Annotated in this window: 20 protein-coding genes; 17 read left to right on the top strand and 3 right to left on the bottom strand. The window is 44.0% G+C overall.

The genetic code is table 11. From position 1 onward, the window contains the following. From QFZ77_RS17360 to QFZ77_RS17420, 13 genes are all read left to right on the top strand, one after another. The gene (locus QFZ77_RS17360) at positions 1-1341 is read left to right on the top strand and encodes an O-antigen ligase family protein (RefSeq protein WP_307441359.1); all 1341 of its coding nucleotides are present in this window, start codon (positions 1-3) and stop codon (positions 1339-1341) included. Next, positions 1341-2126, top strand: a complete 786-nt coding sequence (locus QFZ77_RS17365) for a WecB/TagA/CpsF family glycosyltransferase (RefSeq protein ID WP_307441360.1) — start codon at positions 1341-1343, stop codon at positions 2124-2126. The genes QFZ77_RS17360 and QFZ77_RS17365 overlap by 1 nt, the downstream gene beginning before the upstream one ends. Further along, complete coding sequence (locus tag QFZ77_RS17370; protein WP_307441362.1) at positions 2119-3630, top strand: O-antigen ligase family protein; 1512 nt, start codon at positions 2119-2121, stop codon at positions 3628-3630. Before QFZ77_RS17365 ends, QFZ77_RS17370 begins: the two co-directional genes overlap by 8 nt. Next, positions 3572-4939, top strand: coding sequence for a lipopolysaccharide biosynthesis protein (locus tag QFZ77_RS17375; protein WP_307441364.1), 1368 nt, complete (start codon positions 3572-3574; stop codon positions 4937-4939). The genes QFZ77_RS17370 and QFZ77_RS17375 overlap by 59 nt, the downstream gene beginning before the upstream one ends. Positions 4940-4970: 31 nt before the next feature. Continuing rightward, positions 4971-5807: a glycosyltransferase family 2 protein gene (locus QFZ77_RS17380; RefSeq protein WP_307441365.1), complete on the top strand. Its 837-nt coding sequence runs from the start codon at positions 4971-4973 to the stop codon at positions 5805-5807. Then, positions 5791-7053: a glycosyltransferase family 4 protein gene (locus tag QFZ77_RS17385; RefSeq protein ID WP_307441367.1), complete on the top strand. Its 1263-nt coding sequence runs from the start codon at positions 5791-5793 to the stop codon at positions 7051-7053. Before QFZ77_RS17380 ends, QFZ77_RS17385 begins: the two co-directional genes overlap by 17 nt. Continuing rightward, the gene (locus QFZ77_RS17390) at positions 7022-8164 is read left to right on the top strand and encodes a glycosyltransferase family 4 protein (RefSeq protein WP_307441370.1); all 1143 of its coding nucleotides are present in this window, start codon (positions 7022-7024) and stop codon (positions 8162-8164) included. The genes QFZ77_RS17385 and QFZ77_RS17390 overlap by 32 nt, the downstream gene beginning before the upstream one ends. A gap of 30 nt (positions 8165-8194) precedes the next feature. After that, positions 8195-9295: a glycosyltransferase gene (locus QFZ77_RS17395; protein WP_307441371.1), complete on the top strand. Its 1101-nt coding sequence runs from the start codon at positions 8195-8197 to the stop codon at positions 9293-9295. Between the two features lie 4 nt (positions 9296-9299). After that, a complete protein-coding gene (locus tag QFZ77_RS17400) occupies positions 9300-10631 on the top strand; it encodes a UDP-glucose dehydrogenase family protein (protein WP_307441372.1) in 1332 nt (443 codons plus the stop codon). 32 nt (positions 10632-10663) lie between these two features. After that, positions 10664-12034 carry a sugar phosphate nucleotidyltransferase gene (locus tag QFZ77_RS17405; RefSeq protein WP_307441373.1) on the top strand — a complete coding sequence of 457 codons (1371 nt, stop codon included), beginning with the start codon at positions 10664-10666 and terminating at the stop codon, positions 12032-12034. A 222-nt stretch (positions 12035-12256) separates the two neighbouring features. Continuing rightward, positions 12257-13765 (top strand): glycosyl hydrolase, encoded by a 1509-nt coding sequence (locus QFZ77_RS17410; RefSeq protein ID WP_307441374.1) that lies wholly within the window; start codon positions 12257-12259, stop codon positions 13763-13765. A gap of 19 nt (positions 13766-13784) precedes the next feature. Beyond that, positions 13785-16406, top strand: a complete 2622-nt coding sequence (locus QFZ77_RS17415; protein WP_307441375.1) for a discoidin domain-containing protein — start codon at positions 13785-13787, stop codon at positions 16404-16406. A gap of 210 nt (positions 16407-16616) precedes the next feature. After that, a complete protein-coding gene (locus QFZ77_RS17420) occupies positions 16617-17117 on the top strand; it encodes a hypothetical protein (protein WP_307441376.1) in 501 nt (166 codons plus the stop codon). Positions 17118-17304: 187 nt separating this feature from the next. Here the strand turns inward: QFZ77_RS17420 and QFZ77_RS17425 are convergent, their stop codons facing one another. Together QFZ77_RS17425 and QFZ77_RS17430 are read right to left on the bottom strand one after the other, a co-directional pair. Then, the gene (locus QFZ77_RS17425; RefSeq protein WP_307441379.1) at positions 17305-17706 is read right to left on the bottom strand and encodes an NUDIX hydrolase; all 402 of its coding nucleotides are present in this window, start codon (positions 17704-17706) and stop codon (positions 17305-17307) included. Between the two features lie 268 nt (positions 17707-17974). Continuing rightward, positions 17975-18847 (bottom strand): pentapeptide repeat-containing protein, encoded by an 873-nt coding sequence (locus QFZ77_RS17430; RefSeq protein WP_307441381.1) that lies wholly within the window; start codon positions 18845-18847, stop codon positions 17975-17977. Between the two features lie 368 nt (positions 18848-19215). Between QFZ77_RS17430 and QFZ77_RS17435 the strand changes: the two genes are divergently transcribed. Both QFZ77_RS17435 and QFZ77_RS17440 read left to right on the top strand, forming a co-directional pair. Then, a complete protein-coding gene (locus QFZ77_RS17435) occupies positions 19216-19773 on the top strand; it encodes a class I SAM-dependent methyltransferase (protein ID WP_307441383.1) in 558 nt (185 codons plus the stop codon). 100 nt (positions 19774-19873) lie between these two features. After that, the gene (locus tag QFZ77_RS17440; protein ID WP_307441385.1) at positions 19874-21283 is read left to right on the top strand and encodes a PAS domain-containing sensor histidine kinase; all 1410 of its coding nucleotides are present in this window, start codon (positions 19874-19876) and stop codon (positions 21281-21283) included. 88 nt (positions 21284-21371) lie between these two features. Here QFZ77_RS17440 and QFZ77_RS17445 read toward each other — a convergent pair whose 3' ends face one another. Continuing rightward, on the bottom strand, positions 21372-21971 hold the full coding sequence (locus tag QFZ77_RS17445; RefSeq protein WP_307441387.1) for a 50S ribosomal protein L25: 600 nt from the start codon (positions 21969-21971) through the stop codon (positions 21372-21374). A 163-nt stretch (positions 21972-22134) separates the two neighbouring features. On the opposite strand from QFZ77_RS17445, the gene QFZ77_RS17450 reads away from it, so the two are divergent. Continuing rightward, positions 22135-22428, top strand: coding sequence for a hypothetical protein (locus tag QFZ77_RS17450; protein ID WP_307441388.1), 294 nt, complete (start codon positions 22135-22137; stop codon positions 22426-22428). Between the two features lie 229 nt (positions 22429-22657). Further along, positions 22658-24007: a nitrate- and nitrite sensing domain-containing protein gene (locus QFZ77_RS17455; protein ID WP_307441390.1), complete on the top strand. Its 1350-nt coding sequence runs from the start codon at positions 22658-22660 to the stop codon at positions 24005-24007. Positions 24008-24020 lie beyond the last annotated feature (13 nt).

The following is a 24020-nucleotide window of genomic DNA, read 5'->3' on the forward strand; positions in this document are numbered from 1 at the left end:
ATGACGACGGATCTTCCAATTCAGCTCAAAAAACCGATGTATTATGGTGCGGTCTATGTACTTCTTGCAGTATTGCTGGGCGTAGCGGCTGCTTATCAGCCTCTGTTCAGTATCTTGGGGCTGGGCGTGCTTTTCTCATTCGTGTATGCCATCTACCAGCCGGAGAAAATGAGTTATCTAGTCCTTTTATCGACCGCCATATCGATTAACTACATCGTCGAAGCGAATGTACCTGGATTAGAGATTATTTCTCTTTATAAACTTGGGATTTTAATACTGTTAGTTCCCTGTATGCTGCAAAACGGACTTCGATTGAAGTTCATCTATCCCATAGCAGCTATCGCCAGCATGTTATTCCTTACCATCTTCTTCTCGGATTGGCATCCAAGGCTGACGTTATCACTCACCTTGAAAGCATTTATCGGACTGACGCTTCCCTTCTTTTTTCTCATGATCAAATGGAATAAAGGGACTGCGCAAAGGCACATCCGGATTATTTGTCTGCTGCCATTGGTAAGTATTGGAACTGGGGCGCTGCTTCAATTGGCTCATCTGTATTCGTTTCTCAATGTGGAGTTCACGGGAGCGGTTCGGGTACAAGGGGCGAATATCGCACCCCACTTGGCGATGCTAGCTTTTCTAGGCATTACCGTTGCCTTAATAGAGACCAAACGCAATCCACTGCAAGCCAGGTTTTATTATTGTACACTGGCTGCTAACTTTGCGATTCTGATCGCTACGGGAACTAGAGGGCCTATCCTCGCCATGCTGGCCATGGCTGCTTACTATTTCTTCGATATGGTTAAGCAGTATATCAAAGGGAAGCTAATCTTAATTATCCCGCTGCTTTGTTCCTTGGCCTTGATCGGTGGAGCCGTCTATGTGCAGTGGGACAATATGACAAAGCGTTCGTTCGAACGCCAGACAGGTACAGGTATTGACTTGTCAGGTAGAACCGAAGCATGGAGCTACTTCTTGAAAGGGGTAAAAGATTCGCCTCTGACAGGTAGAGGGCTAGGTGCGGTTACCGTTGCGAATGACGGAAGTTTATATGAAGGTTTTGTGGTTCCCCATAACGAGTACATCCGTTTTTATTACGATGCTGGTTATATCGGATGCAGCCTGTTGTTTCTATCGTTACTAATCTTATTTGGAATGATCTATCGAGTAATCCCGCAGAGAATTAAGATTTATTACGTGGCGTTCATCCTGGCGTTCTTTCTATATTCCTTGTCGGATAACACCTTATCGACTGTTCAATTCATCATTCCTTTTTGCTGGTATTTGAATAGCTTGTATATCCTGTCAACGACAAATTCGAAAAAAGAAGAAGTGATCTGATGAGTAGAGTGACTATGTTCGATGTTAATTTTGATAATTATGATTTTCTGGACTTGCTTGCCTATATGGATGAGGTCATACGTCAGAAAAGTCATTCTTACATTTTGACCTGTAATGTCGATCATTTAATCAAGCTCAGAAAGGATGCTGAGTTTCAGAAGGTGTATTCGGGTGCAGGTGCCATTGTTGCGGACGGTATGCCGATCATATGGGCATCGAGGATGCTCCGTAAACCGCTCAAGCAGAAGGTATCCGGATCCGACTTGTTCACAAAGTTAGGTGAAGCTTTCGCAAGCAGGCAATACAAGCTTTTTTTCTTAGGATCAGCTGTCGGTATTCCGGAGCAAGCGGTAAAGAATCTGAAACTCGTATTTCCAAATCTGAATATCGTTGGCTGTTATTCACCCTCCTATGGTTTCGAGAAGAAAAAAGAGGAGAATGAGCAAATTGTTCAGATGCTGATTGATACACAGCCTGACATTGTGTTTGTTGGCGTTGGCGCTCCGAAACAGGAGAAGTGGATTTACCAGAACTATCTTCAATATAAAGTCCCGATCTCTATTGGCGTTGGCGCAACGTTTGATTTCATTTCGGGCACAGTGAAGAGAGCTCCGAACATTATGCAGAAAACAGGTTTCGAATGGTTCTGGCGTCTTGCCCAAGAACCGCGAAGGTTATGGAAGCGTTACTTGGTTCACGATGCTATGTTTGCTGTCTTGCTATGGCGGGAAGTTGTTAAGCAATTCAAGATGAAACGGGAGGGGACGGGAATCAACAGTGGATGAAATAAGCAAAATGATTAAGCCCCCTTTTATCATGATGCAGGCTAGTCGGATGACAATCTTGTTGGTTGGAATGGCTTTGCTCGTCTCTTTATTCATCGGTTATTCTAGTGCAACGCTAAGTCCTGAACTTAGTATCCAAATCACGATCCTGTCGATGCTGCTGTTTCCCGCTTTTGTGATGGCCTTGCTAGACTCGCGTCGATTGATTCCTTATATTCTTCTCGTTTGGGTCATTTGCCCGGAGATCCGAAGAATTCAAGATTGGATGGAAGGTACGTACCATTCTGTCTCCTTATTAAGCATTGCCCCACTGTTAACGAGTGCGGTGCTTATCATTCCAATCCTTGCCAAGTTTCACCAAATGGAATCTCGGATATACAAGCTGCTCATTTATGTAGGTATTGTGCTGCTGTATGGAAGTCTGATTGGTGTAACTAAGAATGGGAGCGGAGCCTTCTATGACTTAGCTAACTATTTGATTCCATTACTGTTAATCCCTTATGCTGCCTTATCTCATTTCGATAATAAAGCGCTGGATCGCTTAATTGTCGCATTTTCTAACACCGCCATCTTGGTTGCTGTTTATGGCATTATCCAATATGTGATGGTACCGCCCTGGGATGCTTTCTGGATGAACCATGTGGAAATGACCTCAATTGGTCACCCGCTACCCTTGGAGATCCGGGTGTTCTCTACGTTGAATTCCCCAGGACCAGCAGGGATGTATATGGGAACTGCGCTTGCACCGATGATTCTGGAAAAAAGGTGGCGGGGACCGCTGGGCTGGATCGGTATTATTCTGGTAACGGTGGGACTGCTCATCACATTAGTCCGTTCGGCTTGGGTTATGCTTTTCATTGACATCGCTATTTATACGGCTGTATCAGCGGGTAGACAAAAATGGAAATTGATTGCTCAATTAACAGCCGTTATTGCAGCCATGTATCTCATTATTCCAAAGCTGCCGGGTGCACAGGGGCTGATCGCCCGATTGGATACAATGACAGCTATTCAGGATGATCATTCCTACAATGAAAGACTAGATTTCTTTCATACCGTTTTCCCTATGTTGTTTGCTAAACCGCAAGGGTTAGGTCTTGGCAGTATTGGTGTCGGCACCAAGCTAAGTAACGGAGGGGCACTTGGTGAATATGGCATTTTCGATAATGGGTTCGTTGCCATTTTCCTTACCTTTGGCATTCTCGGAGGCTTGCTGTTTCTATGGGCCTTATGGCTCGTCACCCGTTATCTGTTATCCCAAAAAAAACAACCAGGCGGTATAACAGCTTACGGAAAACTGGGGCTCTCGGCTTTGCAAGGAAGTATCGTTTGTCTCGTGTTTGAAAATGGTTATACGGGTTTGAAAGGCTTTCTACTATGGATGGTCGTAGGAATTGGGATCATGGCGCATCAAACGATCGTTCAAGAGAGGAGGCAAATTCAGGATGCAGCAACCAGTCAACTTGAAAATAGTCCGCATAAAGCCTCTATTCGGCTTCATTAAAGCTTTCTTTTCAAGCAAGAGTCATATCTCGGCTTCCATTAGAACGATGTTTTTCAGTGTACTAATCTTAGTGATTAATATGCTTACAGGTATTTTGACAGCACGTTTTCTAGGACCATCCGGCCGAGGCGAGCAAGCGGCTATGGTCTTATGGTCACAGTTTCTAGCCTTTAGTTTCACTTTCGGTTTGCCTTCCGCCATTATTTACAACGTGAAAAAGAACATGAAGGATTCCGCCAAGCTTTATTCGACCGCTGTTCTCATGGGTTTGACAGCAGGCATGCTTGCAATGAGCTTGGGGATATTGGTTTTACCCTATTGGCTCCGTACGTATTCAGACAGCGTGGTCCTTTTTTCCCAATGGTCCATGGTACTCGTGCCTCTCATCGTATTGTCCCAGATTAATAATGCGATGATGCAGGTGAGAGGCGAATATAAGCTGTTCAACCGTCTGCGCTTTCTTGTTCCGCTTAGTACGCTCATCGGTTTAGGGCTGCTAATCCTAACAAGAACAATGAATCCTTACACGTCAGCCGTGGCCTATCTCGCTCCGGCGGTTCCCTTTTACATATGGACAACAGTGCGCTTACTTAATCAGTACAAATTCGTGATAAAGGATGCATTTCAATCCTTCAAGACATTAATCCGGTATGGTATTGGATCTTACGGTAACGATTTAATGGGCAATGTCTCCTATTATATCGATCAAATTGTAATTATCGGTCTCCTTAATCCAACGGAGCTTGGACTGTATGCGGTGGCGGTAAGCCTTTCTCGTGTAGTCAATATTTTCTCTACGTCCATTATTGTGGTGTTGTTCCCGAAAGCATCGGGTTTACCTAAGGATAAAGTCGTTGAGATGACATTCCGTGTATACAGGATCAGCACTTGTGTCGCTTTATTTTGCTCCATGATGATTATGCTGGTTGCACCTTTCGTAATGCCTCTACTGTATGGCCCTGATTTTAAGGAAGCGATCAGTGTTTTTCGAATGCTGCTGCTCGAAGTTTCCATATCCGGTGGAACCATGGTTTTGGCTCAAGCGTTCATGGCTTTAGGCAAGCCCAAGATTGTTACGATTCTGCAAGGGATAGGGCTGCTAATCGTCATCCCGTTACTAACGGTACTGATTCCGAAGTTCGGATTGTTCGGTGCGGGAATGGCCATATTATCATCGGGTTTACTGCGATTCGTCTTTATTCTACTAAATGTCAAATTCACCTTGAAGACGAAACTTCCTAAATTATTGATTAATAAAGATGATGTACGTTGGTTACTTTCAGCAATATCAGCATATAGAGCCAAATAATTTGTTTGAAACTGGGGGAGGGGCGAACGAAATGAGTCACTATAGTGACGCTGTGGGAGAGAATCGGATTTCTGTTGTCATCATTGCGCAAGACGATGAAACGAGAATAGCGGGTGCGATTGCCTCCTGCATGCCTTTTGCAGACGAAATTGTTGTCATTGATGGCGGGAGCAAGGACGGAACAGTCCGTGTATCTGAGCAGTTGGGCTGCAAGGTATATGTGAACGCTTGGCCTGGTTATGCAAAGCAGCGTATTTATGGCAGTGATCAAGCTACCTATGATTGGATTTTCGTTATTGATACCGATGAGGTTGTTAGTGAACCTCTAGCAGCATCGATTCAGAAGTTAAAAAATGACTTGTCTGATCCGAGCAAAGCTTATGCTGTCTTGCGTATAGGTGACTTTCTAGGACGCTGGATGGGCAAGGGCGAGAAGCTTGTCCGTCTCTATAACCGTACCGAAATTCAGTACCGGGAAAGTCTGGTGCATGAAACACCGGATGTCTCAAGTGAGAATATCGCGTATGTGCCAGGTGTTCTGTGGCATTATGGTTTCCGCAGCATTCATGATCACATTCAGCGGTTTAATAAGTATACCGATCTGGAAGCGGAAGGCGCTGTAGTTGCAGGGAAACAATTTAGTCTGCTGCGAATGTTCGTCCGTCCTCCCTTGCGATTTGTACAGAAATATATCGTTCATGGCTTGTATAAGAAGGGTATTCCAGGACTTGCAGTATCCCTCTTTTGGGGAATATACGAATTCCTAGTATGTATGAAACAGTATGAGCTTGGGCTTGCTCGGAAAAGAGTGAAACAGGCTCAGGAAGAGCCAATTAAGGAGGGGAAAGCTTATGCTACACTGCAATAGTTTGCGGATCCTGTGTACCGGAATGGGTTGGCCATCTGCACAGCCTGGAGGTTTAAACACTTATTTCAAACATATTTGCGCAAGCTTAGCTACCCGTCATGAGCTGGAGGCGCTGGTATGCAGTGCGAATAAGCCGGTCGTTCAAGATGACCTCCGCGTCACGAACGTAGCCGTCACCGATTTGAAGTTAAGTAAAAGACGTGATGCCTTTCGGAAGCACGCTGCTGATCTGATGAACGGGCAGGACATCGATATCGTTTATTCCCATTTTGCTCCCTATAGTATAGGAGTTGCCATGGAGGCTAAGGCGCGAAATATTCCGGTGGTGATGACGTTTCATGGTCCTTGGAGTGAGGAAATTAGGCTCGAAGGCAAGGGATTGAAGCATCGAATCAAAACAATGATCGCGAAGAGCTGGGAGATGAAGGCTTATCGGCTGGCGGATGCTTTCATTGTATTAAGTGAAACCTTCCGTGATATTCTTCATCACAAGTACGGTGTCCCGCTTTCTAAGATTCACATCATACCAGGCGGAGCTGATGTTACCCGGTTCAAGCCGGCTGCGAATCGCACAGCGATAAGAAGGAAGTTGCAGCTGGAGGAAGGGACGACAGCGGTGTTGACCTTAAGAAGATTAGTCAACCGAATGGGTCTTCTTCAATTACTGGAAGCTTGGAAAGAGGTTGCGAGAACGATTCCGGATGCCGTGCTGTTCATAGGTGGCAAAGGGCCGCTGCGAGATGAGCTGGAAAGCCGAATTGCTGAATATGGTCTCCAAGCTCGCGTTCGAATGCTGGGCTACATCCCCGACGACGACCTTGCTGATTATTATCAGGCTGCTGATCTGTTCGTTGTACCTTCGCAAGCGTTAGAAGGCTTCGGATTAATTACCGTTGAAGCAATGGCCGCCGGGGTTCCAGTTATGGCAACACCGATTGGAGGCAATCGTGAGATTCTTCAGAAATACCGACCAGATATGCTGTTTGCAGGTAAAAGCAGCCAAGATATGGCTTCTGGTTTAATTCGCTTATTGCGGCACCGTGAAATGTGGCCCACCGCAGAGCAATGCAGAAGCCATGTGTTGGAGAATTACACCTGGGATCGTGTATCCAAACAGGTAGATAGTGTATTTAATCACGTAATCGATCAACATATGATTGCTTATGGCGGCAATCGTCGGGTAACCGCTGGGAAGAAAGGAGGACGTGAACAGGATGAGGGTAGCTTATTTGGATCATACCGCTAGATGGAGCGGGGGAGAAGTCGCACTTTATAACATTATTACCCATCTCGGAAACGAAGTAGACCCACTAGTCATTGTGGCCGAAGAGGGTGTGCTCGTAGAGCGGTTAAGAGATAAAGGTATCGACGTTCGCGTCTTGCCTTTAAGTGATAAGGTACGCAATCGCAACCGGAATGCGGTGAATTTGCAAGCTGTATCTGCCGCTTTTGAGCTTCTCACCTATGGGAAGAGACTCTCCAAATTATTGAAAGCAGAACAAGTCGTCTGTGTACATACCAATTCGTTGAAATCTGCTTTTTATGGAGCTGTAGCTGCTAAATTGGCAGGTATTCCTCTCATCTGGCATATTCGGGACCATATTGGAGTTCCGTACTTGAAACCGATCGTCGCTCAGGCGATACGATGGATGTCCCGCTTGCTGCCGAACGGCGTCATAGCGAATTCTAATTCGACCTTGAATGCTCTGCATTTGCCGAAATCGAAAAAAACGTTAGTTGTCTACTCGGCTTTCGCAAAAACGAAGAATTCAAGGATTGCTGTAGAGAAAAAATGGATGAAGCCCTACGTTGTTTTGCTAGTTGGCAGGCTAGCGGAGTGGAAAGGCCAACATATTTTACTCGAAGCGGCCAAGTCGTTTCTACCCGATCAACAGGTTCAGTTCTGGTTAGCCGGGGATGCCTTGTTCGGGGAAGACGCGTATAAGCAGCAGCTGCTTCAGCAAATGGCAGATGACAAGCTGTACAATGTCACCTTATTGGGTCATGTGGATGACATTCAAACATTAATGCAGCAAGCGGACCTTCTGGTACATACTTCCATAACTCCTGAGCCATTTGGTCAGGTCATCGTAGAAGGTATGGCGGCTGGATTACCCGTTATTGCATCTAACGAAGGCGGTCCGACTGAAACGGTTGTAAATGGCGAAACGGGACTTCTCATTACTCCCGGAGACCCCGCTTTGCTTGCCGATTCCATACGCTACCTGCTGGAGAATCCAGAAGTGCGGCGCAGAATGAGTGAGAATGGCATAAAACGCGTGGAACAACACTTTGTCATCGAACGAACCGTTACCCAAATCACTCATTACTATGCAGGTTTAATTGCTAACTCGTAATTATCTGCTAGTAAATAAAGGATGGATCAAATGAAAATAGCAATCGCGCATGATTATTTGGTTCAAATGGGCGGGGCCGAAAGAGTGGTTGAGGTCTTTCACCAAATGTACCCGAGTGCTCCCATCTATACGACCATGTTTAGCAATAATCGACTGCTAGATGAGCTAAGAGATGCGGATATACGGGCCTCCTGGTTGCAAAAAATGCCCGGTGGGAAAAGTCATTTTAAAGAAATGCTTCCCCTATATCCGTTTGCGATTAAGGATTTTGATTTCCGAGAATTCGATATTGTGCTTAGCTCCAGCAGCGCTTTCATGAAAAGTATTCAGGTTCCGAAGGAAACGTTTCACCTCTGTTACTGCCATACACCGATGCGATTCGCTTGGGATTATGACACGTATATGGAGCGACAAAGCAATTCAAGTGTGATGAAGCGGCTTTTGAAAATCTATATCGATAGGCTTAAGCAATGGGATCAAAAAACGTCGGCCAATGTGAATCAGTTTATCGCTAATTCCTCCGTCGTAAAAAATCGCATTCGTAATTATTACCAACGCGATTCCGATGTGATTTTTCCGCCGATTAATACGTCGCGATTCCATAGCTCATCTTCCATTGATGATTATTATTTGATTGTATCGAGACTTGTTTCGTACAAGCGAATTGATCTGGCGGTAGAAGCATTTAATCGAAATGGACTGCCGTTATACATCGTTGGAGAAGGACCCGACATGGTGAGGCTTAAGGCAATGGCCAAAGGGAATATCCGCTTCCTGGGAAGGCTGGATGACGGTTCGGTCACTCAAATGATGGCGCAGTGCCGAGCGTTAATCTTTCCTGGTGAGGAGGATTTCGGCATTACACCGCTGGAAGCGAATGCTGCCGGAAGACCCGTAGTTGCTTATCAGGCAGGAGGTGCGCTAGATACAATTGTGCCTCATGTGAATGGTGTGTTCTTCAAACGGCAAGAGGTAGAGGATCTGCTGCTTGCTATTCAGGAACTTGAAAATCACGCTTGGGATGTAAGGCAAATTGTTCAGCACGCGCAGAAATTTGATGAGAAAACATTCATGGATAAACTAAAAGACTACATGGGTAAGGCCTACCAACAATTCAGAGAGGGGCATTAATCGTATGGATATTGCAGTAATCGGGACGGGGTATGTGGGGTTAGTTTCCGGGGTATGCTTCGCTGAAGTGGGCAATAACGTAATCTGTGTGGATCACGATGAACAGAAAATTGAAAAGCTGCAAAACCTGATTTCTCCGATCTATGAACCTGGTATTGAACAACTGATGGAGAAGAATCTGAATGCCGGTCGGTTGGCCTTTACCGCTGATTTGGCACAAGCCATCAGTCAATCCGAGCTCATTATCATTGCGGTGGGCACACCATCCTTACCAAATGGAGAGGCTAATCTGGCGTATATCGAGCAGGCAGCCATGGAAATTGGGAAGGCGATGAATAGCTATAAAATCATAGCTACAAAAAGCACAGTTCCTGTTGGCACGAACGAGCATATTCAAATGATTATTGCCATGAATACGTTGCAGTCTTTCGACGTCGTATCGATTCCAGAGTTTCTGCGGGAAGGCTCGGCGATCGACGATACCCTTCATCCGGATCGGATTGTCCTCGGGATTGAAAATCCAAGCTTAGCCGCACCCCTCACTGAGCTGCACCGTTCATTTACCGATCAAATCTTCGTTACAAGTATTCGGAGTGCGGAGATGATCAAGTACGCTTCGAATGCCTTTCTGGCGACCAAAATTTCCTTTATTAATGAAATATCGAACATTTGCGAGAAAGTTGGCGCAGATGTCACTGAAGTTGCCAAAGGAATGGGGCAAGATAAGCGAATTGGCTCTTCCTTTCTGAGTGCGGGTATCGGCTACGGAGGATCTTGCTTTCCCAAGGATACCGACGCGTTGATTCAAATTGCCGGCAATGTCGACTATGAGTTTCAATTGTTAAAATCGGTTGTCGAGGTGAATAAATCGCAGCGTTATAAGGTGATTTCCAAGCTGGAGGCATCACTCGGTCCGCTTAGCGGCAAATCCGTTGGCATCTGGGGATTGTCTTTTAAACCGAACACGGATGACATTCGTTATGCACCTTCCATCGAAATCGTTGAAACACTGATTCGTGCGGGAGCGCGGCTGAAGCTGTATGATCCCATTGCGATGGAGAAATTCAAGGAACGTATCGACCATCCGGCGATTCAGTGGTGTGAGAATGCCCTGGAGGCAGCCACGGGGTCCGACGCCATTTGTTTACTTACGGATTGGGAAGAATTCAAAGCGGTCCCGTTGTCACAGCTCATATTCGTCATGGAGCAGCCGATTCTTATTGATGGTCGCAATGTGTTTAGCAAAGAGCAGGTTCAGGGAACTGGACTCAAATATTATTCCGTAGGGAGACCTGACTTGATCGGGGCATCCCGTCCAAAAGCGCTGGCAAGATAATAGTCAAATAAACCGAGTGGAGCGTGGTATTCATGAAATTGGTTCTTCTTTCCGGCGGGTCGGGTAAACGACTATGGCCATTGTCCAATGATTCCAGATCTAAGCAATTCTTAAGGGTACTTGAAGATGCTGAAGGCAGAAGTGAATCCATGGTTCAACGTGTATGGAGACAACTGCAGAATACGGGCCTCGGCGATGATGCTTACTTGGCGACGAACCGCTCCCAGGTAGAAATGATCATAAGTCAATTGGGTGGCGACGCCCCTCTTATTGTTGAGCCTGAGAGAAGAGATACCTTCCCTGCAATCGCGCTTGCTGCTGCCTATATGTATGATGTCGAAAGTTTGCCCCTGAACACAGTGATTACGGTGTTACCCGTAGATCCGTATGTCGATGAGGCTTTCTTTCAGAAAATCAAACAGCTAGAGTATGTTCTGCACGAAACGGATGCGAATTTGGCACTAATGGGCGTTGTTCCAACGGTTCCGTCTGAGAAATACGGGTATATCGTTCCCTCTGACAAACGCAGAGAAGGGTCAGAAGCACTTCACGTTAACCATTTTGCTGAAAAGCCGAATCGTGAACAAGCAGCTGCCTTGATTGAACAGAAGGCGCTTTGGAACTGCGGTGTCTTCGCTTTCCGGCTAGGGTATCTCATTGAAGTCATGGTAGATAAGGGCATCCCGATTCAGTATGAAGAAATGCTTAAAAACTATCATAGATTAACGAAAATTAGCTTTGACTACGAAGTTGTAGAGAAGGAAGCCAGCTGTGTTGTCGTACCTTACGACGGCTATTGGAAAGACCTTGGCACCTGGAATACACTGACAGAGGAAATGAGTCGATCCCAGATCGGAACGGGCATCGTAACTGAGGATTCCGATAATACCCATTTGATTAATGAGCTGGACATTCCTGTTACGGTGATTGGGATTAAGGATGCCGTTATCGCCGTCAGCCCTGATGGGATTCTAGTAACGAGCAAGTCGGAAAGTCCCCGGATTAAGGAAGTCATGAATAAAATTGAACACCGACCGATGTATGAGGAGCGCAGGTGGGGACGTTATCGAGTAATTGACTATGTCAAATATGCGGAAGATAATGAGGTGCTGACCAAACGGATTCTCGTCCATGCAGGTAAAAATATAAGCTATCAGCTGCATTATAAACGCAGTGAAGTGTGGACGATCGTAAGCGGCGTTGCGGATATTGTCATTAATGACAAGCTCTATCAAGTGAAGCCTGGTGATGTCGTTCGAATACCAGATGGAACCCGGCACAGCATTCGAGCCATAACGGATGTTGAATTTATCGAGGTCCAAAGCGGATCCGAATTAGTTGAAGAAGACACGGTTCGTATTTGTATGGCATGGAAGGATATCCCCCTTCACCAATTTATTTAAGATTTGTTTTGAAACAACGAACCGCCTTCTATTCGACTTTGGCGAATGGAAGGCGATTCCTTGTTTGAAAGCATAACTGAAATTGGAAAAACTTTCAAAACATTTATATAATGCTTATATAAATCTAATATATGACCTGTATGGTAGATTAAGCAGGATGAACACGCTTGTAAGGAGCGTAATTCAGGGTTCATTGTGTCAATCTACGATACTGGAGGAAAGATGATGATCGATTTTTTTGGAAAGGTGGGTGTGCGTAAGAAGGTGGTTTCCTTATTGTTTCTACTCTCTTTGCTAGCACCGAATTTCTTGCTTCAACCTAACGTAACGAATGCGTCAGTTGTTCCTATCAACTCACAAGCAACGTACGAGGCTAAGGCAGTACTGCAGCAATTGTATGCCATTTCGGGTGTAAGCATGATTAGCGGGCAGCATGATTATTTAGAAAGCCCGGATGAATGGACGAATCAAGTCAAAAGCTGGACGGGTAAATATCCGGGTCTTCATGGTTATGAATTCGGTGCTATTAAGGATCAATCAGAAAGTCAATTGGCAGATCAAAGACAAAAGGTGGTAAATAGTGCGATTGCGTGGAATCAGTCTGGCGGTCTGGTGACGATATCATTTCATGAAAGTATTCCCGGAACATGCCTTTGCTGGTCGAATGTACAGAAGGAAATGAGCCAAGCCGATTTTGATAAGTACGTTACGCCAGGTACTCCCCAGTACACGCAATTGCTTGCAGATCTCGACAAAGCAGCCGCGTACTTAGGGAAACTTAGGGATGCAGGTGTTCCTGTCTTATGGCGCCCGTATCATGAAATGAACGGTAATTGGTTCTGGTGGGGTAAGAAGAGCAACTTCCCTGCATTATGGAATATCATGTACGACCGCTTCGTTAATGTGCATAAGTTGAACAATTTGCTGTGGGTTTGGAGTCCGAATGCACCGAATGCGAGGTCTGACTCGTATACAGCCACATATCCTGGAGAAAATAAGGTGGATGTTCTCGCCGTTGATATCTATGACAATGATTACCATCCAGATTATTACACGAAAATTGTTGAATTGGCGAATGGTAAGCCTGTTGCCGTGGGAGAAAATGGTGAGCTGCCTAGTGGCACTGTTTTGAATGAGCAGCCCAAATGGGCCTATCTGATGACATGGGGCAAAATGCTGGCCGAAAATAATAACCTTCAAGAAATTGAAACCTTCTATAAGAATTCCAAATTACTGACAAGAGAGTCTCTTCAACCTATTAAAGTACCTGTCTCACAACCTGTCTTACAACCTGTCTTACAGGATGAGAGATATGGGTTAAGAGCGGAATATTACGATAATAAGGATTTGACCGCGTTGAAGGAAATGAAGGAAGATGCCAAGATTGATTTCAATTGGTCCACAGCAGCTCCTTTTCCTTCTATGCAAGCAGATACGTTTTCCGTGAGATGGACGGGTAAACTCAAGCCCAAATATACGGAAACCTATAAGATTTCTACGCTAAGTGACGATGGCATCCGAGTTTGGGTGAATGGCGTGTTGGTTATTGATAGTTGGTTTAATCAAAGCTGGGTGGAACGATCTGGAACCATTGCACTAACCGCTGGCGTGCCTGTTGATTTGAAAGTTGAATATTATGATAATACGAATGGTGCTGTTGCCAAAGTCATGTGGACGAGTCCGTCCCAAGTGAAAGAAATTATTCCCGCGAGTGTCCTATTACTTCCTTGATGGTTGAGAGGTATCTAACATGATGAGATATGTGATTGTACCAACTGCCTTGTTGATCTTACTGATCCTGACCTCGGCTTCGAATAACTATGGTGCATCGGCAAAAACAGATTTTGCAAAAGTGATGACAGTTTCCAATCAGATTGGTAATCAAATATGGATGTTGGGCAATCAGAACGATTCCTATTTGGAATTTGGAAAAGAGAGCACAGGACAGAGCAGCTTCACCGTAACGCCTGACTTGAAGCAAACGGATGCTTGGGACACGGTGCCTCAAGGTCTTAATAAATCCTTGAATCCTACCTTTACGATCAACTTCTCGTTAGCTGAAATACCCGAATATGGTGTTCATTTCCGAGTTAGAATTCTGGATGCTCATAAAGCCATTCCTCAGATGGCGGTTTTCTCCAACAAGATGCTTTCTGGCATCATCCAGATTGCTGGAGTCGGAGGGACAACAAGCACCTACCCGTACAAGAAATTATATGAGCTTTATATTCCTAAGGAGCAGCTGCAGCTGGGAAATAACGAATTGAAGCTGTCAACCGTAGGCTGTTTGTATTGTACGGAAGATGAGAATAAATTTCTCTGGTGGAAATGGGATTACCTAGCCCTTGATGCGCTGTCTTCACCTGCCGGAGAACCGATTCATGGGAGATATGTGGAATCCGGTACGAAGGTAAGCAATCTGTCATTCTACTATGATCAGGGAGCAGTTAGGCACCTTCCTTATGTATTGAAATGGCTAGGAATCGCCTACAGCGGCAATGTGATGAGGGTAGATTGTGCGACAGATGTGAAACAGGGGTGTTCGTCGATCAAGTCTTATTACGAAACTCTGCGTGATTACAATACTGGGGCAGTAGCCCTTCATCTGCATACAGGAAATATTAAGCTGAAAGAGGATGGCACACTGCCAGCAGATGCAGAGAATAAATTATTGGACTATGTGAAGCAGTATGGGTCCATGTTTCAATACTATGAGATTGATAATGAACCAGGCTTGTTCAATCGCTCCAAAGGGGTGAATCTAGCTATTGCGAAGTGGTTAAAAACCCATCTTCCTGAGCTTGCACCTCATGTGAAAACAGTGGCTCCGGGCTGGGCATATGCACCTAAGTACAACATTAGATCATGTAGAAATCAAATCTCGTACGGCATGTTTAAATGTGGGGATCCTGACGGGTGGGAAGATGATTCGGAGCAGCGAATGGAGCTAGAAGAGTTGACGGATTTAACGAATGGACATGCTTACGGAACTTCGTATTCCGATAATAAGGACGGAAGCTTCTTAGAAAATCTGCAAACATTCGGAGGGTCAGAGGATGGCCTTAAGAAGCTAATGTTGAATACGGAGTATGGAACTTCGGATAGCCATATGGATCCTAAAGAGTTTGGTGCTACGCAGCCTCATTCGGCGGTCTTTGATCGTATTATGAGGGCTCATATCGGTTATGCCGATATGTTTATGCAGCATGCAGCGTTTTATCCGCAATATGCCTTGTTTGAGTCGGGGATTGATTTGAATACACAAAACCCAGCACAAATGAAGATTCATAAGAACTTAACGGATAAAGATACACGAGTTGGGATTATGCGCAGGTTGAATCTAGCCTATGCCACGCATGGGAAACCGCTAGTTTACGAACTTACCAACAAGTCTGAGTTGGCTGATAAGCTTGTTTATTTTCGCGGCGTGGATACATCGACATTGCCTGCACTGCCAGGATCAGGAGCGAAGTCGGATAAAATTCTGCTTAACTTCGTAAATTTTGGGACGAGTACGCAAACGATACATGCCAAAGTAACCATGCCTGAAGCTGCTTTGTACGAGGGAGAACGATTCGGAGCGGGTGATACCTATGAATCAGCTCGAACGTATTTGACAGGATTGCAAGCAGCCCCTGAGCTTGAATTCAAGGAAACGCTGCTTCCAGGCGAAGCTGTACAGTATATCCTGTCGCGGACAGATGGGGTAAAACCGATTGCACCTACGTGGATTCAGGCAAAGCCTATAGAGAATCATGCGATTGAGCTTAGTTGGAAAGAATCTGAAGGAGCACATAGTTACGATGTTTTACGAAAAACAGGTACGGCTGAGGGCAGCTACGAGGTGATCGCTGAACAAGTGCCAGATACTAGTTTTGTCGATGCGGATACGTTGGTAGGAAACAAATACATGTATCAGATCAGAGTATCAGGGACAAAAGAGATTTCACAATCGGCAACGGTGACGACTACCGATGTAGTTGCCCTGAACCGGGCAGAATGGGGAGTAACCAGCAGTTCTGGCAAACCTCAAGGTGCGATTGATGGCAGTCCTTATACGCGCTGGGATACAGGGACAGCTCAAGCACCTGGGCAATTTTATCAAATTGATTTGAAGAACTCGTTCACAATCAACAAGATTGTGCTGAGGAGTGAGAACTCACCGAATGATTATCCAAGAAAGTACGAGGTATACGTATCTACGGACGGCTTCAATTGGGGATCTTCAGTCGTATCGGGTGTTGGCACAAGCGTACTAGAAATCAACTTCAATCCACAAATTACGCGATACGTAAAGATTGTCCAGACAGTGAAAGCAGGGAATTATTGGTCCATTCATGATTTGCAAATTTACGGTCACAAAACGGATTGACAGAAAGCTTATCACGAATAGAGGTGAAAGAAGGGCAGCTACTCCTAAGGAGAGCTGTTTTTTTGCATTGTTAATGATGACTACGAGGATGATACACTCATCCAGAAGTGTCTGAAGCGACATTTATGAGCGGGAGTTCACACCGCAGCACTAACAGAATACACTTAGAATAGACTACATTAAACAACGGTGTGACGAGGAGGGGTACAGTTGAGATATACAGTGCAATATCTACCTCTAAGTAAGATTAAGCCGGAAAGTATCAATGCTAAGACCTCACTAAGAAATAAGGAGTTTAAAAAAGTTGCACAAGATCTAATGCATCTGTTGATTGTGCGTAAAAGCAGAAAAGAAGGTGGCTACGTCATCCTGGGCGGACATCATCATTTCGATTTCCTCAAAAAGCATACAAAAAAAAGTTCTGCTATTTGTCTTGTAGATGAAAGTAAGATCTCTGCAAGTGTAGGGACATGGATTAATCGCTTCAGGAAACGACCACTACCTTATGATATTCCTGAAATCTCACCAGATCGGATTGCAGTCAACAGCTGGTCTATCATTCGTACTTTTCTGAGAAGGGAGCCTCGATTTCGAAGACTTTCTCGAAGACAGCAATTGAAGGTACTCCGGCTTGGTATTCAATATAGGAAAACAACGATACGATCCATGCAAGCTAAAGTAGAAGATTTATTAAAAAAGATTGTGCACTGATTAGACAATGCTAGCAGGGAATTTAGATGAATAAAAGTAAGGAGCTGCCGCGGGCAGCTCCTTACTTTTTCACGAACATGTGGCCAATATTTAGAAAGACCAGTGACACTGCCATCAACAACAAAATCAACAACCAACACCCTTCCTTATTACATGTTACCGAGTCAAATCAACTCAGATTAAGTGATTATGAAAGTAACTTCATCTCATTTAATTTGTCAAAAATGATTTGGCAAACAGGGGATACACGGTCCCGGTCGTGATAGGTTAGCCAGACCAATTCATCTATTTCAGAAGCTGGACTCAGCTCTCCTTCAAAATCCGCCGTATAACAAGTCATTTTCACTTGCATACCTTCCGCTTTACCATGGGCTTGAGCTTCAAACGTTCCAAAATGCAAGACGGTTTCTGGCTTTATTCGAACGGATAATTCCTCTTCTATTTCTCGTAAAAGAGTATCGATATCGGTTTCATCGGGTTCCCTTTTTCCTCCAGGTAAATAATAGGTATCTTTTCCTTTGGAACGAGCGCCTAATATTTGATCATCAGCAACGTATATCCATGCAATTTTATCTATTAAAGTAGTCATCTAGTACTCCCTTATCTTATTTTTCTGAAATTATAGCATAACGGAATACAAGAGTGTACTCATTGATCAGGCTGCTGCGGCGGGCTGTTGATTATAATTGAAGTAATGGGAGATTAGTTTTGAAAAAGGTATTTCAACAAATTAAACCGAAATAGAATATAGTGTAGGGCGGGCATGGAAATGGACTAGCGAGTGCCACACTGGATGGCTAAATAAAAAGAGATCAACCCATAAAACTGGCTGACCTCATTATATAATGCTCTATGCTCTAGAAAGTGGACCAGTGCGTTGGTCGGGTGAGCGACGGTGGCAACTTGGTATCGCCATCGCCCTTCGCCGCGTTGAGTTGGGCTTGGGTGAGAAAGATACTGTCGGTGAGGTTGGCACCGCTAAGATCAGCGTCCCGGAAATCAGCCCCGATGAGGTCAGCCACTCTCAGATCGGCACCTCTGAGGTTAGCTGCAATAAGGTAAGCCCCTCTCAAATTAGCGCCTCTGAGGTCGGCGCCTTTGAGATTGGCCCCGATGAGGTCGGCTCCTCGACCGTAGGTCTTCTGACGTCCAGCGGGTTTTTTCTGCTTGCGCAGGGCTTCGGCTCGCACGAGCTCGCTCGTCCGTAAAAGCAGTACATTGACATCGGCTCGGTGTGCTGCCACGTCCAGTTCCATGAGAGACTCGCTACTAAGGTGAGTGAGGCGTTCCGTTTTGTCGAGCGCTAAGGTGAGTTCACCGTGGATAGAAAGGGATGCCTGCAGCGTCAGCGCTTCAGTCAGATACCAGAGCAGCTCATGGAGTTGACGCATGATCGGGAATACCTCGAACATTTGCTTTGCGGAACCTGGAACTTGACGCCAGTCGTTTCCGCCGAAGGTGACATGGGAAACCTTTTGCCCCGCGCCGAAGCAGTCATAAACCGTACAACCTCTAAAGCCCAGCTGCCTGAGGTTAGTGTGCACGCCGCAGCGGAAGTCCGATTGCAGGTTAGGGCAGGGCTGGCCGGCGTCTTTGTCGTTCGCGAAGTCTGACGAAGCTGCGTAGGGCAGTGCGACACAGCACAAGCCGAAGCAATTCTCGCAGTCGGATTGGAGACTGAGGGGATTCCTGCCGTTTAAAGTTTCTGCATATTCGTGATTCTCAGACAATGTTGTCCTCCTTCCGCTACACCATATTCTCATACTTGTCTATTTTAATCAGCAAGGCTATGGGATGGTCTTAGAATGTTTTTGTGTATGAAAAATGAATATTTCTTCAATCCTATTATAGTATTACTGATTATTTTTTCTGTCAATCTTTGTCTGTGACTAGGAGCTAGTTGGAGATAGTGGAGTTCTTCTGGGATATGGGGTCCAACAAGAATATCAAAATGAGAGATAAGCATTGAAACCGAGCTTAGCTGAGCACTCCCGCGGAGATAAGCGCGAAAGACTATCGCTTCAATAGGTGTAATATGGGCTGGAAGGAGTAGATATCTATCAGTAGTAATTGGTTTGTTAATAATTATGATAGATTAATGAAACCCTTGGAGACTAGAAGATTTATAGATATTCGCTCTGAGTTAATAAACAAAGCAAAGGGTCAAGTGTTGGAAATCGGATGCGGAACAGGAATTAATTTCAGCTTCTATAAGGACGTAACTGTAACAGCAATTGAACCGAATCCAGTTCTAAGGAAGACCTCGTTTGAGCGAGCTTCCTCAGCCAAAACTCCTATCCATGTAATTGAAGGAAATGCTGAGCAATTGTCATTTGCGGATCATTCGTTTGATACTGTAGTTGGGACACTTGTTTTATGTACGATACCAAACCCAGTAGAAGCGATTAGAGAAATTAGTAGAGTTTGTAAGCCTGATGGAACCATTTTATTATTCGAGCATGTTCGTCATGAAAATAGCCTATTGGGAAAGTTACAAGATCTCCTGTCACCGATATGGAAGAGAGCTTGTGATGGGTGTCATTTGAATAGAGATACAATTCAATTACTGAAACAAGAAGATTTAGAAATAATTGAAATAAATAAACATTTAGGAAACATTTTTGTAACCGTTGAAGCTAGAAAAAGTAATTCATAATATTAATAATTTTTTGAAAATCCCAACTTTAATAGAGGGTTTTTTCCATTAGAGACGAATAAGCTACAATCACTTGTTTGAAATAAGGGGATGTTTACGCTTGAATTTGAAAGAACATCTAATCGATTCCTTTATGAATTTAACCTCAGACGGAATTGTCATCGTTGATGTTAATGGTAAAGTGTTAGAAGTGAATAAGAAGTTCGAAGAATTACATGGCTGGACAAGAGAAGAAGTGATCGGGCAAGTATTGCCGATGACTCCAGATAAATATAAGGAAGATGCTCTTCGGTTATATCAGTCTTTAATAGATGGGGGGCAATGTTCGGATTTCGAAGCGTTAAAACTAAGAAAAGATGGCTCTACATTTTATGCGAATGTTACGGTTTCACCCATGAAAGATACGGAAGGAATTGTTATTGGGTTCATTGGTGTGGAAAGGGACATCAGTGAAAAGAAAAGAGCGGATGAGGAGCTTTTAGAAAGAGAAAAACAATTTAGAAGGTTGATTAAACTCAATCCAGAACCAATTGTTCTTCATAAGGAAGGTGTCGTCCAGTTCGTGAATGATGCCTGTTGTAAACTTTTTTGTGGTACTTCTTCAGATGACTTTAAGGGAAAACAAATATATGATTTTCTCTGTTTGAGTGATAAAGATTTTATTTTGGAGCGGCTTCAGTTGGTGATGGAGTCCGATTCTTACACGGAGTTTATGGAGATTAAGCTGCGAAAGTTAGATGGAACTTTTTTTGATGCCGAAATATCATCCATTTATGTGGACAAAAACATGGGGTTTCCTGTCGTACAGACCGTGATACGTGATCTCACTGAGCGCAAAAAGTCTGAAGAAGCCATTATTAGATCAGAAAAACTGTCACTCATCGGTCAATTGGCAGCTGGAATCGCACATGATATACGTAATCCTTTAACCTCCTTGAAAGGTTTTGTAAAATTACTAAAGGCTAAAAATGCCGATTACGTTGATGTCATGTTGGAAGAATTAGAACATATTAACTATGTTGTCAATGAATTTATGACTCTGGCGAAACCGCATCTGAATTGTTATATGGAGAGTACGTCACTTGGACTTGTCAAAAGTGTGGTTGGTTTTCTGCAACCTCATGCTCATCTCTATAACGTTCAAATACATATTGACATGGATCCAGACATACCAGCCATTTATTGCAACCCAGATCAAATCAAACAGGTTTTAATTAATATTTTAAAGAATGCAATCGAGTCTATGCCTAATGGGGGATTAATTCAAATTGCTATCCGAAATCCAAACAATCAAGGTGTGGTGATCCGCATCGAAGATCAAGGTGTAGGCATTTCTGGAGAGAGGTTGTCCCAGTTGGGGGAGCCTTTTTATACGACAAAAGTGAATGGTACTGGTTTAGGGCTTATGGTTTGCAAACGGATAATCGAAGGACATGGAGGCAAATTGTTAATTCAAAGCAAAATTAATCAGGGTACTACGGTGGAAATCGAATTGCCTTTTAAAAAATAGGGCTAAAAGGGAAACTAAAAACCGACTCTTCCGCATAAGCTGCGTATAGAGCCGGTTTTATTATTCCTGTGTCAGTGTGGCAAACACGTTAAGCCTTAGACAGGGCAGCTTCATCCGCCTGTTCTGCAGTTGGTTCAACCGCATCAACAAGCTTCTGCATGCCAAGTATGGTGACCAGAATGGTCTCTGGATCACTTAACACTTCAACATGCTTGGGAACTTTAAGATCAGCAATGGTTATATGTTCGCCGATATTTAGCTTACTAATATCAATGGCGAGATGTTTCGGCAGCTTGTTCGGCATACAGCGGATCATGACCTCATGTGTTTCTATTTGGAGAATACCGCCTTCCTTGGTGCCTTTAGCTTCCCCGGTGAAATGGACGGCAATCGATGTATCAAGCTGTTCTTTCATATTAATTTGAAGAAAATCAATATGCAGCAATTGACCCGTCAGGCAATCCTTCTGGACTTGATGGACGATTACCGGCTGTTTGGTTTTGGACGGCAGGGTAACATTCAGGATGGCACGCGGATTGCGTTTCAGTGATGCGCGGATTTCTTTTTCCGGGACAGTGACATGTTCGGAATCCATACGTGAGCTATACACCACAGCAGGAATATGCCCCTCAGCCCGCAGTTTCTTTACGGGACCTGATCTTTCGGATAGTAAAATCGTTGTAGTCATGTGTTGCACCTCCGTAGCATTTGTAGAGCGGCTTTCAGCCCTATTGCTCATTTACCCGATAAATTGTGCATTGAAACAGGGTAGAGTCAGGAAAATTTTTCGTTTTGGGCTTCTTTATCTCTTCATTTGATAGTAAAATAGAGGACAAGAGGAGGATTGATAAATGATGAGTACACTGAAGAGTTTCACTGATTCAGATCAACAAATATCGTTGGAGTTAAGAGATGATCATTTAACTGTGCTTCGTTTCTACGGTGAAACATCCATTTACCCTTTCAAAAGTATTTCTCTTGCCTCTGAGCCAATTCCTGAATATCCACTCAATCGTGTGGCTTTAACGGTTATTGATTTCAACACTGGTGTAACCGATTTCAAATTTTCTTCTAGTAAAAATGATTTTGAGATATTCGTCCAAAAACTGATCGAAATTCATAGTGAATTTATTCCGAACCACTAGTTTTTTCGGCAATAGTTGAATCTACCAAGGACAGACGATCCCAATCGTTCTGTCCTTTTTGTCTATGCTTTTGCAAGCACAATATTGTTCCTTCTGCGCTCAAAAAAGAGGGGGTTTGTCGTAATTTGCAGAATATATACACCTAAACATGATACATAGACTCGACCAAAGAGAGGGCTTGCCGCATGCAATGGATTCGGAACGCTAAAATAATTATAAGCTGATCTTTATGATTGTACTTCCAATGTTGGGGTTGTTATATTTCTCCTCCAATGCCATTTATGGAAAAGTGAAAGAGCTTTCAGAATTGAACAGGCTGCAGACACTGGTTTCAACGGAAATCTACATCAATGATCTGATTCATGAGGTTCAGAAAGAGCGCAGCCTTTTATCTGGTTACTTTGAAGATAAAACGGTTACGCGTCAACTAGTTGATCAACGTAAATTTACCGAAGAGAAGACAAGTGCATTTCGGGAGCAATTAAAGTCACTGAACACATCCGTTTTGGGTGATAAGTTTAAGAAGAATGTCAATAATGCGGTAAGTAAGCTAGACCAAATTGTGATTCTTAGGACACAACTTGATCAGGGGAAAGCCAATGAGAATGAGACACTTTCCTTTTATATGGATACGATTAACAGTCTCTTTGATATGATGCAAAACGCGAACGAAATAAGCTCGAATAAACAAATTTCAAACATGCTTAATTCCTATATTCTATTTTCCAAAAGTAAGTTTGCAGTGAGTAGGGAGCGTGCATTATTATTTCATGTTTTTTCCGCCAATCGTGCGGATTTAAATGATATTGAACAGATCAGTGTATTAGAGAACGAACAATTGCTTTATTATAAGGAGTCCAAATTACTCGCATCAGAGGCGGCACAACAACTCTATCAGAAAACGGTGAAAGGACAAGCCGTTAACGAGGTCGATCGTCTCGTACGGCTAGTTATAGAAACGGAACCTGGGAAAGCTCTCGGGGTGGATTCGCAGCAATGGTACAACGTAGCGACACAAGAAGTAGATCTTCTTAAAGAGATTGAGGATGGACTTTCGGCAGAATTAATTCAAAGCATGGAAGTAATCAAGAAGAGTACCACGCAATCCTTGATTGGTGTGGCCATATTTAACATCATTATTTTAATTCTCTCGTTTTTGGTAATCGTTTTGATTTCCAGAATGCTTTTATCTCAAATCCGGCTGCTAAAAAGATCTACGGAACTCATTCTGACCGGAGTCACAGATATTCATCTGGATGTTCAATCGAAGGATGAATTTGGCGAGCTGATGGAAGCCTTCAATCATATGGTAGCTAGCTTTAAAGAAGTCATTACTCAGGCAGATCGCATCTCCTTAGGTGAATATGAGCAGACGATTGTTCCCCGATCAGATCAAGATCAGCTGAGTGTGGCATTAATTCGAATGCTGACCTCTTTAAAAGAAACAACTGCTGAAAATGAGCGGCAATTCTGGTTAAAAACGCAGTTAGCCCGTTTGACGGGGCTTGCACAAGGCGTTGCAAGTGTACAGCAGCTAGTGGGCATGCTAAAAATAGGCATCAAGCGCCAAAAATTTTAGTCGTTGATGATCG

The sequence above is a fragment of the Paenibacillus sp. V4I3 genome (assembly GCF_030817215.1).
GTDB lineage: Bacteria > Bacillota > Bacilli > Paenibacillales > NBRC-103111 > Paenibacillus_E.

Bases quoted from the DNA above. Each gene is read 5' to 3' on its own strand.
- QFZ77_RS17360 (WP_307441359.1), top strand. From the start codon at position 1: ATGACGACGGATCTTCCAATTCAGCTCAAAAAACCGATGTATTATGGT.
- QFZ77_RS17365 (WP_307441360.1), top strand. From the start codon at position 1,341: ATGAGTAGAGTGACTATGTTCGATGTTAATTTTGATAATTATGATTTT.
- QFZ77_RS17375 (WP_307441364.1), top strand. From the start codon at position 3,572: ATGCAGCAACCAGTCAACTTGAAAATAGTCCGCATAAAGCCTCTATTC.
- QFZ77_RS17380 (WP_307441365.1), top strand. From the start codon at position 4,971: ATGAGTCACTATAGTGACGCTGTGGGAGAGAATCGGATTTCTGTTGTC.
- QFZ77_RS17385 (WP_307441367.1), top strand. From the start codon at position 5,791: ATGCTACACTGCAATAGTTTGCGGATCCTGTGTACCGGAATGGGTTGG.
- QFZ77_RS17390 (WP_307441370.1), top strand. From the start codon at position 7,022: ATGAGGGTAGCTTATTTGGATCATACCGCTAGATGGAGCGGGGGAGAA.
- QFZ77_RS17395 (WP_307441371.1), top strand. From the start codon at position 8,195: ATGAAAATAGCAATCGCGCATGATTATTTGGTTCAAATGGGCGGGGCC.
- QFZ77_RS17400 (WP_307441372.1), top strand. From the start codon at position 9,300: ATGGATATTGCAGTAATCGGGACGGGGTATGTGGGGTTAGTTTCCGGG.
- QFZ77_RS17405 (WP_307441373.1), top strand. From the start codon at position 10,664: ATGAAATTGGTTCTTCTTTCCGGCGGGTCGGGTAAACGACTATGGCCA.
- QFZ77_RS17410 (WP_307441374.1), top strand. From the start codon at position 12,257: ATGATGATCGATTTTTTTGGAAAGGTGGGTGTGCGTAAGAAGGTGGTT.
- QFZ77_RS17415 (WP_307441375.1), top strand. From the start codon at position 13,785: ATGATGAGATATGTGATTGTACCAACTGCCTTGTTGATCTTACTGATC.
- QFZ77_RS17425 (WP_307441379.1), bottom strand. From the start codon at position 17,706: ATGACTACTTTAATAGATAAAATTGCATGGATATACGTTGCTGATGAT.
- QFZ77_RS17435 (WP_307441383.1), top strand. From the start codon at position 19,216: ATGAAACCCTTGGAGACTAGAAGATTTATAGATATTCGCTCTGAGTTA.
- QFZ77_RS17445 (WP_307441387.1), bottom strand. From the start codon at position 21,971: ATGACTACAACGATTTTACTATCCGAAAGATCAGGTCCCGTAAAGAAA.
- QFZ77_RS17450 (WP_307441388.1), top strand. From the start codon at position 22,135: ATGATGAGTACACTGAAGAGTTTCACTGATTCAGATCAACAAATATCG.
- QFZ77_RS17455 (WP_307441390.1), top strand. From the start codon at position 22,658: ATGATTGTACTTCCAATGTTGGGGTTGTTATATTTCTCCTCCAATGCC.